At 66.6% G+C, this 10863-nt stretch carries 9 protein-coding genes; 7 read left to right on the plus strand and 2 right to left on the minus strand.

Annotated elements, in window-relative coordinates; translation table 11 throughout:
* Positions 1 to 11 precede the first annotated feature (11 nt).
* Positions 12 to 758 (plus strand): hypothetical protein, encoded by a 747-nt coding sequence (locus tag ACM0PY_RS08500; RefSeq protein ID WP_134972356.1) that lies wholly within the window; start codon positions 12 to 14, stop codon positions 756 to 758.
* A gap of 341 nt (positions 759 to 1099) precedes the next feature.
* Here ACM0PY_RS08500 and ACM0PY_RS08505 read toward each other — a convergent pair whose 3' ends face one another.
* Together ACM0PY_RS08505 and ACM0PY_RS08510 are read right to left on the minus strand one after the other, a co-directional pair.
* Positions 1100 to 1744: a hypothetical protein gene (locus tag ACM0PY_RS08505; RefSeq protein WP_134972357.1), complete on the minus strand. Its 645-nt coding sequence runs from the start codon at positions 1742 to 1744 to the stop codon at positions 1100 to 1102.
* A 151-nt stretch (positions 1745 to 1895) separates the two neighbouring features.
* Positions 1896 to 4319, minus strand: a complete 2424-nt coding sequence (locus ACM0PY_RS08510) for a penicillin-binding protein 1A (RefSeq protein WP_065179086.1) — start codon at positions 4317 to 4319, stop codon at positions 1896 to 1898.
* A 219-nt stretch (positions 4320 to 4538) separates the two neighbouring features.
* Here ACM0PY_RS08510 and ACM0PY_RS08515 point away from each other — a divergent pair, with 219 nt between their 5' ends.
* From ACM0PY_RS08515 to ACM0PY_RS08540, 6 genes are all read left to right on the plus strand, one after another.
* A complete protein-coding gene (locus ACM0PY_RS08515) occupies positions 4539 to 5597 on the plus strand; it encodes a pilus assembly protein PilM (protein WP_014038321.1) in 1059 nt (352 codons plus the stop codon).
* Positions 5597 to 6481, plus strand: a complete 885-nt coding sequence (locus ACM0PY_RS08520) for a PilN domain-containing protein (RefSeq protein ID WP_180884799.1) — start codon at positions 5597 to 5599, stop codon at positions 6479 to 6481. Before ACM0PY_RS08515 ends, ACM0PY_RS08520 begins: the two co-directional genes overlap by 1 nt.
* Positions 6478 to 7134 carry a type IV pilus inner membrane component PilO gene (locus tag ACM0PY_RS08525; protein WP_057493352.1) on the plus strand — a complete coding sequence of 219 codons (657 nt, stop codon included), beginning with the start codon at positions 6478 to 6480 and terminating at the stop codon, positions 7132 to 7134. Before ACM0PY_RS08520 ends, ACM0PY_RS08525 begins: the two co-directional genes overlap by 4 nt.
* Positions 7134 to 7667, plus strand: a complete 534-nt coding sequence (locus ACM0PY_RS08530) for a pilus assembly protein PilP (protein ID WP_005418914.1) — start codon at positions 7134 to 7136, stop codon at positions 7665 to 7667. Before ACM0PY_RS08525 ends, ACM0PY_RS08530 begins: the two co-directional genes overlap by 1 nt.
* Positions 7668 to 7688: 21 nt before the next feature.
* Complete coding sequence (locus tag ACM0PY_RS08535) at positions 7689 to 9659, plus strand: type IV pilus secretin PilQ (protein WP_065185316.1); 1971 nt, start codon at positions 7689 to 7691, stop codon at positions 9657 to 9659.
* A 173-nt stretch (positions 9660 to 9832) separates the two neighbouring features.
* Positions 9833 to 10858, plus strand: a complete 1026-nt coding sequence (locus ACM0PY_RS08540) for an AAA family ATPase (RefSeq protein ID WP_005418911.1) — start codon at positions 9833 to 9835, stop codon at positions 10856 to 10858.
* The last annotated feature ends 5 nt before the right edge of the window (positions 10859 to 10863 follow it).

Raw genomic sequence — 10863 nt, forward strand, 5'->3', positions numbered from 1 at the left:
AGGAGATGGCAATGTATCGATGGGTAAGCCGGTTCATCAGCTACCGCACGTTCTACCTTTGGCGGGCGCGGTATTACTACTACACCCGCAATCTGGACCGCTGGCTGCTGTTCGCCCTGCTGTGCGTGGCGGGCATGGGCTTGGCGGCCTGGTACACCTGGCGGGTATCGAGCGTGCCGCCGCCGCGCGTGCATCCGGAGGCCGCCGCGCTGCGCGTGGAGAACATCACCCAGGAGGCGATCCATCGCATCGTGCTGGTGCGGCATGGCGGCCCAACCCCGGGCGAGCCGTTCGCCACGCCGGAGGATGTCCGCGCCGGCACGCTGCGCACACTGCGGGTGCGGCAGCTGCTGGACAGTGCGGTGGTGTGGCAGCTGAAGGCTCACATGCTGGCCGACATCGCGGCGTACATCGATGCCACGGGAAGCTGCTTCCCTTTCCCGTGCTGGCAGGTGAGCCATCGGCTGGAGCTCATGCGTGCGGCGGAGGCGGAGAACGCGGCCATCAACCGGGCGCTGGAGCCGGTACTGGAGATCCCGCTGGACAGGATGCCCAACCTCAACGGCGGTGAGCGCGCGCGGATACAGACGGCGTGGTCCGATCCGTTCGGCGATGTCTACAACCAGACCTGGTTGCTGGGCGATCTGCAGAACATGCACGCGCGGATGATGATGGCGTACCCGCAGCGGGTGGGAGCCCCCTGGCTGATGCGCCTGCTTGGCGATGAAACGGAGGAGCAACACCATGATGTCTGGTAGGGCAACGCACCTCCTGTAGAGCCGAGCCATGCTCGGCTGCTCTTCGGTCAGCTATCCGGATGCCTGAAGCACCGTGCGGACCAACGGTCCGCACCCACCAGAAGAAGGAAGCAGGTAGCGCGCTTTCTGTAGAGCCGAGCCATGCTCGGCTGCTCTTCGGTCAGGTGTCCGGATGCCTGATGCACAGTGCGGACCAACGGTCCGCACCCACCAGAAGAATGAAGCAGGTAGCGCGTCTTCTGTAGAGCCGAGCCATGCTCGGCTGCTCTTCGGTCAGGTGTCCGGATGCCCGATGCGCCGTGCGGACCAACGGTCCGTACCCACCAGAACCCGCTCAACCGTCACCCGCCGATATACGCGGTGATCTCCGCCTCGGCCAGCAGCTGCCGCAGCTGTGCGACAGACGCGCGTCGCATCGGCTTCTCATCCACCGGCGACAGCGGCGCCTGGCGCAGCGCATCGTACGGCAGCACGGCCAGGTCGAAGGTCAGCTCCTCGGCACTGAACACCCACACCGGCACGTCCAGGCTGCGTTCGCGGTCCATGCGCAGCCGGCGCGTCCGCGATTCGGCGGGAATGCCGTGCTCGTCCAGGAAGCGATGCACGGCTTCCGGGTCGTCGCTGTGCAGGTGCAGCTGCACCGGGCTGTTGGCATCGGCGGTGCCTTCCAGCACCGGGCCGGCCAGCCGTGGGGCGAAGCCGTGCAGGAACTCCAGCGCGCGTATCGCGGCCTCGCGGCGGCGCTGCAGTTCATTGCCGTGCTGGGGCCCGGCGAACAGCCGCTGGTACTCGCGCAGGGCGTCTTCGATCTCGGTGTTGCGCGGCAGGGAGGCATCGTCGTGGATGCCGAGCCGGCTGGCGGCCTTCAGCTTGGCCTGGTGGTAGTCGCGGATGCCGCCTTCAGCCATCAGGCGGGCGGCTTCGTGGGCGAGGCGGTGGCGCCGCTCGCGGGTCTGGCTGGCAGCATGCTGGCGGGCGCGATGCATGCGATGACTCCTGTTGCGACCTGGCTACAGACTAGCGCACGGATGTGACATCCGCGTAGGTATTTCAAGGTGGGGATGTAGAGCCGAGCCCACGCTCGGCTCTACAGTCGCATCGGTGCCAACCCACGGTTGGCACCCACTGCACTCTTCCTCAGAAGATATCGAACGCGGCGGCGTCGGCCTGCGGCGTATTGAGGTTCAGGTCGTAGTCGGTCAGGCGATCCATGTCTTCCACCTTCACCCACTCGGTCGCGCCGTTGAGCGTGGCCTGGACCATGCCGCTGGGCGGCTCGTTCTGCGCGATCGGGGTGTCCTTCAGCGCGGTGCGCATGTAGTCGATCCAGATCGGCAGCGCCGCCTTGCCACCGTACTCGCGGTAACCCAGCGAGCGGAAGTCGTCACGGCCCACCCACACGGTAGTCACGTACGGGCCGCCGAAGCCGGAGAACCAGGCGTCACGATGGTCGTTGGTGGAGCCGGTCTTGCCGCCCACGTCCTCGCGGCCGAGCACCTTGGCCTGCACACCGGTACCGCGCTGGACCACGTCGCGCATCATCGACACCAGCTGGTAGGCGGTGCGGGCGTCGATCGCGCGCGGAGCGGTGCGGGCATCCGGGTTGGCCGGAGCGGCGGCAGTTTCGGTCTTGGCTTCGGCCTTGGCCGCAGCGGCCGGGTCCACCTTCGGGGCCGGGGCGCCGAAGTTGAAGCCATCCACCACCTGGTTGACCGGCTGATCGCTGCTGCCGGCGCAGTCGCGGCAGGCCAGCGCCGGGTTTTCCTTGAACACCAGGTTGCCGTCGCGGTCATTGACCTGGTCGATCAGCCAGGTATCCACGCGCGAGCCGCCATTGGCGAACACCGCGTAGCCACGCGCCACCGACAGCGGGGTCAGCGATGCAGTGCCCAGCGACATCGACAGGTTCGGCGGCAACTCCGATTCGGCAAAGCCAAACTCGCTGATGTACTTGCGCGCGTAGTCCACGCCCATGCCATCGAGCAGGCGTACCGAGACCAGGTTGCGCGACTGCACCAGCGCTTCACGCAGGCGCATCGGGCCGCGGAAGCCGCCGCCGTCGTTCTGCGGGGCCCAGGTCTTGCCGCGGCGATCGCGGAACACGACCGGGGCGTCGAGCACGATCGAGGCTGGGTTGTAGCCCTTGTCGAAAGCGGCCGCGTAGACGAACGGCTTGAAGCTCGAACCCGGCTGGCGGCGGGCCTGGGTGGCGCGGTTGAACTTGTTGCCGGAGAAGCTGAAGCCACCCACCAGCGCCTTCAGCGCGCCGCTGTGGGCATCCAGCGAGACCAGTGCGGACTGGCCGCGCGGGATCTGGTCCAGCAGCCACTCCCCTTCCTTGGCACCGGCGCGTACGCGCACGATGTCGCCGCGCTGCACCAGCTTGCCCGGGGTCTTGTTGGTCCACTTGGCGGCGCCGGCCGGCAGCACGATCTCGGTGCGGTTGGCCAGCACCACCGTGGCGCTGCCATCGGCCGCGGTGCTGGCGACGATTGCCGGCAGCAGGCCGGCCTGGCCGTACATGCCGCGCAGGTGCTCGGCCAGCGCGGCGGTATCGTCGCCGGCGCCCAGCTGCACCTGCTTCTCCACGCCGTGCCAACCGTGGCGGTGGTCGTACAGCAGCAGGCCATCACGGACGGCCAGGTTGGCGGCGGTCTGCAGGGTGGAGTCGATCGTGGTGGTGACGTGGTAGCCCTTGTTGACCACGTCGCCGCCGAAGCGGGCGATCATTTCCTGGCGCACCAGCTCGGCCACGTAGGGTGCATCGACCTGCACCGGCGGCTCATGCGCGGTGGCGTGCATCGGCACGGCCTTGGCCGCGTCGGCTTCGGCCTGGCTGACGAACTTCAGGTCGGCCATGCGCTGCAGCACGTAATTGTCGCGGCGCTGGCGGGCACGTTCCGGGTTGGAGATCGGGTTGCCCGACGACGGGAACTTGGGAATACCGGCCAGCGAGGCCATCTCGTCCAGGTCCAGCTCGTTCAGCTTCTTGCCGTAGTAGAACTCGGCGGCGGCCGCCACGCCGTAGGCGCGGTTGCCGAAGAAACTCTTGTTCAGGTACAGCTCGAAGATCTCGTCCTTGCTCAGCTCGGACTCGATCTTGCGCGCCAGCAGGATCTCGGCCAGCTTGCGGGTGTAGCTGTACTCGGAGCTGAGGAAGAACTGGCGGGCGACCTGCTGGGTGATGGTGGAGCCACCCGGCACGCGCTTGTCGTTGGTGGTGGCCAGCAGCCAGACCGCACGGCCGATGCCCATGTAGTCCACGCCGCCGTGCTCGTAGAAGCGGGCGTCCTCGGTGGCCAGGAAGGCCTGCTTCAGCCGCTCGGGCACGTCCTTCATGGTGACCGGGGTGCGCCGGGTCTCGCCGAACACCGCCATCAGCTTGCCGTCGGCAGCGTAGACGTACATCGGCTCCTGCATTTCCACGTCGCGCAGGGTCTGCACGTCGGGAAGCTTGGAGGAAACGGCATAGTACAGACCGCCCACGGCGGCCGCGCCGATCAGCGCCAGGACCAGGACAATCAGGAAGATCCAGCGCAGCCAGCGGCGGAGTCGAGTCATCGGGTTCAGATTCCGATTGCGAATTTCGTGGTCGCAGAGTATAGATTACGCAAGGTGGCGGCTGGGGTCGGCACCGGGGAGCGCAAGGGGAACAGTCAGGGGCTGCGTGGTGAATCCGTGAGGGATTTCACAGCAGGGCCGTTGCCATTTGCTAAGAATACGTTATTAATGCTCGGACGCAGGTCTTGCGTCCAAGTGCCCGTCGGCAGGGGAGAAACCGTGGGGCTCATCCCAAAAAGTCAGTCGCCGCTTGTAGGCGTCGACATCAGTTCGACTGCGGTAAAGCTTTTGCAGCTGTCCCGCAGCGGCAATCGTTTCCGCGTGGAACATTACGCTGTGGAACCTCTTCCGCCGAATGCGGTGGTGGAGAAGAACATCGTCGAAGTGGAGGCCGTCGGTGAGGCCATCCGCCGGGCGATGAACCGTTCAGGCAGCAAGGCCAAGTTGGCCGCTGCCGCCGTCGCGGGGTCGGCGGTGATCACCAAGGTGATCCCGATGCCGGCCGATCTCGACGAAAACGACATGGAAGCCCAGATCGAGCTGGAAGCGGTCAACTACATTCCGTATCCGATCGAGGAAGTGAACCTGGACTTCGAGGTGATCGGGTCGATCCCGAACAACCCGGAGATGGTCCAGGTGCTGCTGGCCGCGTCGCGTTCGGAGAATGTCGAGCTGCGCCAGTCCGCGCTGGAGCTCGGTGGCCTGCAGGCCAAGGTGATGGACGTTGAGGCCTTCGCGGTCGAGAACGCCTACGCCCTGGTCGCCAGCGAGCTGCCGGTGTCCATCGACGGCGTGGTTGCGCTGGTCGACATCGGCGCCACCATGACCACCCTCAATGTCCTGCGCGGCGGCCGTAGCCTTTACAGCCGCGAGCAGGTGTTCGGTGGCAAGCAGCTGACCGACGAGATCATGCGCCGCTATGGCCTGAGCTACGAGGAAGCCGGGCTGGCCAAGCGCCAGGGCGGCCTGCCGGAAAGCTACGAGATGGAAGTGCTGGAGCCGTTCAAGGAAGCCACGGTCCAGCAGATCAGCCGCCTGCTGCAGTTCTTCTATGCAGGCAGCGAATTCAACCGCGTCGATCACATCGTGCTGGCCGGCGGCTGCGCCGTGCTCGGCGGCCTGCCGGAGATGGTCGAGGAACAGCTGGGCGTGCCGACCGTGGTCGCCAACCCGCTGGCGCAGATGACCCTGGGGCCGAAGGTAAACGCGCATGCGTTGGCCCAGGATGCCCCCGCGCTGATGATCGCGACCGGTCTGGCGCTGAGGAGCTTCGACTGATGGCACGCATCAATCTATTGCCCTGGCGCGCCGAGCGGCGCAAGCAACGCCAGCGCGAGTTCTACGCAATGCTGGGCATGGCCGCTGTCGGTGGCCTGCTGTTGTCGCTGATGATCTGGTTCTATTACGACCGCCAGGTGAGCGGCCAGATGGACCGCAACGCCTATCTGGAAGCCGAGATCGAGAAGGTCAAGGAACAGAACAAGGAGATCGATCGCCTCGACGCGCAGAAGGAACGCCTGCTGGCCCGCAAGAAGGTGATCGAGGAACTGCAGGCCAAGCGCTCGCAGATGGTCCACCTGTTCGACGCGCTGGTGCGCACCATTCCCGATGGCGTGGTGCTGACCGCACTGAAGCAGGAAGGGGATGTGCTGACGCTGGAAGGCCGCACCCAGTCCAACGCCCGCGTTTCGGCCTACATGCGCAACCTGGAGACCTCCGGCTGGATGACCAATCCGGAGCTGTCGATCATCGAAGCGCGTGACCCGGAGAAGGACAAGGATGGCAAGGTCGGTCCGCTGGCCGACATCAAGGCGCTGCCCTACGTGTTCGTGGTCAAGGTGAAACTGCCGGCACAGAGCGAAGAGGTCTCGGCGACGCCGGGCCTGAACGCCGATGGGTCGGTAGCGACGGCTCCGCCGGCACCGGTGGCTCCGTTGGCCGCAGGTCCGGGTGCCGCGACGCCTGCGGCTCCGGCAGCGGGCCAGCCGGCAGCGGCTCCCGCTGCACCGGCCGCTGTACCGCCGGCCACTCCGGCCAAGCCGAACCAACCGGCCGCTCCGGCCGCCGCGCCGGCCCCGGCACCCGCCCCGAAGCCTGAGGGCAGCCGCCTGGCGCAGCCGCCGCAGGCCTTCAATGCGCTGCTGCAGGGGGACCGCGCATGAGCCAGAAGATCGACATCAAGAATCTGGATTTCAACGACATCGGCAACTGGCCGCAGAAGGCCAAGATCGTCTTCTGCTCGTTGCTGGCGCTGGTCATCATGTTCGTGGCGTGGATGCTGCTGATCAGCGGCAAGCGCGAAGAACTGGCCGGCCTGGAATCGAAGGAAGTCGAGCTGCGCGCCGAGTTCACCAAGCAGCAGGAACGCGCGGTGAACCTGGGGCCGCTGAAGCAGCAGCTGGCGCAGATGGAGCAGGTGCTGCAGCAGATGCTGCGGCAGCTGCCGAGCAAGACCGAAATGCCCGACCTGATCATCGACATCTCGCAGACCGCGCTGTCCAGCGGCCTGACCAACGAGCTGTTCGAGCCGGAGCAGGAGCAGATCAAGGAGTTCTACGCCGAGAAGCCGATCAAGCTGCGCATGGTGGGCAGTTACCACCAGTTCGGCGCATTCGTCAGTGGCGTGGCCTCGTTGCCGCGGGTGGTGATCCTGACCATGCATGACATCAACCTCAAGCCCAAGGAAAAGACCGGCGGCAACGTCCGCAGCGGTGCACTGGAACTGTCCGGTACGGTCAAGACCTACCGTTACCTGGACGAGACCGAAGTGCAGGCGCAGCAGGCGGCCGACGCTGGCAAGGAGGGCAAGAAGTGATGCGCGCGCAGACCGTACGTGGTGCGATGGTGCTGGCTGTACTGCTGCTGGCCGGTTGCGGCCGTGGCGTGACCAGCACGCCCGGCGACGCACCGAACCTTGAGAAGTGGGTGGAAGGCGAGCGCGCGCGACCGGCGCAACCGCTGGAGCCGCTGCCGGTGATGCAGCAGTTCGAGACCTTTGAATACTCCGCGCAGGGCATGCGCGATCCGTTCACCGATGCCTGGACCAATCCGCAGCAGGGGAACGGCGGATTGCGACCGGACCCGAACCGGCGCAAGGAGCCGTTGGAAGGCTTCCCGCTGGATGCGCTGGACATGGTCGGCACCATCGGTACCGGTGCAGGCACCGTGGCGCTGGTGATGGGGCCGGACAAGGTCACCTACCGGGTTCGACCGGGCGGTTACCTGGGGCAGAGCGACGGGCGGGTCACGGCGGTCTTCGAAGACCGCGTGGAGCTGATCGAACTGGTGCCGGATGGCGCGGGTGGCTGGCTGGAACGGCCGGCAACGCTCTCGCTTGAAGATCAATGATCGTTTACTGGGGATAGCACGATGACCTTTCACCAAGCCAAGGGGCTGCGTCCCATCCGGCGCTCTACCTTGAACCGTGTCAGCGCGCTGGGAGTCGCGCTGATGCTGGCCTGCGCTCCGGCGCTGGCTGCCGCACCGGCGGAAAAGCCGGTGGGCGCCACCGTGGCACCGGCCGCTGCGCCGGCAGGCCTGTCGGTGGCCAAGATCGATTTCAAGCGTGGCGATGACGGCGCCGGGCGCCTGATCGTGCAGTTCGACGGGCAGGGCGCGATCCCTGACCTGCGCACGCAGGGCAACAGCGTCGTGGTCGACGTCGGCAATGCCCGACTGCCGGCCAACCTGCAGAAGCCGATGAACGTCACCGACTTCGCCACGCCGGTACAGCGCATCGACGCCAAGCCGTCCGGTGCCGGTACCCAGCTGGTGCTGAGCACCGGCGGTGCAGTGGAGTCGCTGGCGTACCAGAGCGGCAATGAGTACGTGGTCGAGATCAGCCCGCGGCAGGCCCCGGCCGCCGTCGGCGCGGTCACTGCCGGCAGCGTCACCCAGGCGGCCAAGGCCGTCGGCCAGCGCGGTTTCACCGGCAAGCCGGTGACCTTCAACTTCCAGGACGTGCCGGTGCGCACCGTGCTGCAGTTGATCGCCGAGGAGTCCAACCTGAACGTGGTTGCGTCCGACTCGGTGCAGGGCAATGTGACCCTGCGCCTGGTCAATGTGCCGTGGGACCAGGCGCTGGACATCGTCCTGCGCGCCAAGGGCCTGGACAAGCGCCGCGACGGCAGCGTGATCTGGGTGGCGCCGCAGGCTGAACTGGCCAAGTTCGAGCAGGAGAAGGAAGACGCGCGCATCGCCATCGAGAACCGCGAAGACCTGCAGACCGACTACATCCAGATCAACTACCACAGCGCCACGCAGATCTTCAAAGCGCTGACCGAGGCCAAGGGCATTGGTGGCAGTGGCGGTGGTGGCAGCGGTGGTGGTTCGGGCAGCTCGTCGCAGGAAGACAGTGGCTTCCTGTCCTCGCGCGGCCGCATCGTGGCCGACGAGCGCACCAACACGCTGATGATCAGCGACATCCCGAAGAAGATCGCGCGCATGCGCGAGCTGATCAACGTGATCGACCGCCCGGTCGACCAGGTGCTGATCGAAAGCCGCATCGTCATCGCCACCGATACCTTCGCCCGCGAACTGGGTGCGAAGTTTGGTGTCAGCGGCAGCCGCGACAACGTGTACTTCAGCGGCAGCCTGGATGCCAACGCCAAGACCCGTGAGTCGCAGGTGACGACCGACCTGGCCAACGCCAAGGCCGAGCGTGACTGGGAAGCCGGTGGCCGGGTCGGCCCGCCGCCGGTGAAGTCCGGCTCGGCGATCACCCGTGGCCTGAACTGGAACCTGCCGGTGGCCGCCGCCAGCAACCCGGGTTCGCTGGCACTGTCGATCCTCAATGCCGGTTACCTGCTGGACGTGGAGCTGTCGGCCATGCAGCAGGAATCGCGAGGCGAGGTGATCTCCAACCCGCGCGTGGTCACCACCAACCAGCGCGAAGCGATGATCAAGCAGGGCAAGGAGATCGGTTACGTCACGATCAGTGGTGGTACCGCTGGCGGCGTGGCGACGCCGAACGTGCAGTTCAAGGAAGTGGTGCTGGAGCTGAAGGTCACTCCGACCATCACCAACGACAACCGCGTGTTCCTCAACATGCAGGTGAAGAAGGACGAAGTCGACCAGCTGATCCAGCTGGAGGGCTACGGCACCGTGCCGTCGATCAACCGCCGCGAAGTCAATACCGCGGTGCTGGTCGAGGACGGGCAGACCGTGGTGATCGGTGGTGTCTACGAGTTCACCGATCGCAACAGCATCAGCAAGGTGCCGTTCCTGGGCGACGTGCCGTTCCTGGGCAACCTGTTCAAGAAGCGCGGCCGCAACAAGGACAAGGCCGAACTGCTGGTGTTCGTCACCCCGAAGGTGCTGCGCGTGGCCAAGCAGAACTGAGCCACCGCTCCGAAGTCTTCGAAGAAGGGCCGCCCTGTGCGGCCCTTCCTCGTTTCCGCCGGTAGATCCACGCCATGCGCGGATGCGCTGTTCAGCCGTTCTTGATGCCAATCGCAAGGCGCCCTGCGATGATGTCGGGAACCCGTGCCGTCCTGCGCCGGTCAAAGGCCCCCATGAACCTGCCACCGCCGATGCCCGAAACTGTCTCGCCGCCGCCCGCGCCGGCAACCTCCCGCCTGCATGCGGCATTCACCCAGCTGCGCGATGCGTTGTCGACCGAGATCGTCGGCCAGGCGGCCCTGGTCGAACGCCTGCTGATCGCGTTGCTGGCCGACGGCCACCTGCTGGTGGAGGGCGCGCCGGGCCTGGCCAAGACCACGGCGATCCGTGCACTGGCCTCGCGCCTGGAAGCAGACTTTGCCCGCGTGCAGTTCACCCCCGACCTGCTGCCGGCCGACCTCACCGGCACCGAGATCTGGCGCCCTCAGGAGGGCCGCTTCGAGTTCGTGCCTGGCCCGATCTTCCACCCGATCCTGCTGGCCGACGAGATCAACCGTGCGCCGGCCAAGGTGCAGTCGGCGCTGCTGGAAGCCATGGGCGAGCGCCAGGTCACGGTTGGCCGCCATACCTATGCGCTGCCGCCGCTGTTCCTGGTGATGGCCACGCAGAATCCGATCGAGCAGGAAGGCACGTTCCCGCTGCCGGAAGCGCAGCTGGACCGCTTCCTGATGCATGTGCGCATCGGTTACCCGGACCAGGCCGCCGAATCGGAGATCCTGCGGCTGGCCCGTGAGCGTGCCCGTGGTGCATTGGGCGAGGCCGCGCCGGCGCCGGACAAGATGCCGATGCAGGACGTGTTCGACGCCCGCCGCGAAGTGCTGGACCTGCACATGGCACCGGCACTGGAGCGCTACCTGATCGAACTGGTGCTGGCCTCGCGTGATCCATCGCGCTACGACGCCGGCCTCGGCCGCCGCATCGCATGGGGGGCAAGCCCGCGCGGTTCCATCGCACTGGAACGCTGCGCCCGCGCGCGGGCGTGGTTGGCTGGCCGTGACTTCGTCACGCCCGACGACGTGCGCGCGGTCGCCGCCGACGTGCTGCGCCATCGCGTGCTGCCCAGCTATGAAGCCACCGCCGAAGGCTGGGACGGCGAGCGCCTGGTGCAGGAGCTGCTGGCCCGGGTGCCGGCACCCTGAGCCTG

Origin of the sequence: Stenotrophomonas sp. BR163 (assembly GCF_047520985.2) — a bacterium.
GTDB classification, from domain to species: Bacteria; Pseudomonadota; Gammaproteobacteria; order Xanthomonadales; family Xanthomonadaceae; genus Stenotrophomonas; species Stenotrophomonas sepilia.

Coding starts and splice junctions, on each gene's coding strand:
- ACM0PY_RS08500 (WP_134972356.1), top strand. CDS start 12: ATGTATCGATGGGTAAGCCGGTTCATCAGCTACCGCACGTTCTACCTT.
- ACM0PY_RS08505 (WP_134972357.1), bottom strand. CDS start 1,744: ATGCATCGCGCCCGCCAGCATGCTGCCAGCCAGACCCGCGAGCGGCGC.
- ACM0PY_RS08510 (WP_065179086.1), bottom strand. CDS start 4,319: ATGACTCGACTCCGCCGCTGGCTGCGCTGGATCTTCCTGATTGTCCTG.
- ACM0PY_RS08520 (WP_180884799.1), top strand. CDS start 5,597: ATGGCACGCATCAATCTATTGCCCTGGCGCGCCGAGCGGCGCAAGCAA.
- ACM0PY_RS08525 (WP_057493352.1), top strand. CDS start 6,478: ATGAGCCAGAAGATCGACATCAAGAATCTGGATTTCAACGACATCGGC.
- ACM0PY_RS08530 (WP_005418914.1), top strand. CDS start 7,134: ATGCGCGCGCAGACCGTACGTGGTGCGATGGTGCTGGCTGTACTGCTG.
- ACM0PY_RS08535 (WP_065185316.1), top strand. CDS start 7,689: ATGACCTTTCACCAAGCCAAGGGGCTGCGTCCCATCCGGCGCTCTACC.
- ACM0PY_RS08540 (WP_005418911.1), top strand. CDS start 9,833: ATGAACCTGCCACCGCCGATGCCCGAAACTGTCTCGCCGCCGCCCGCG.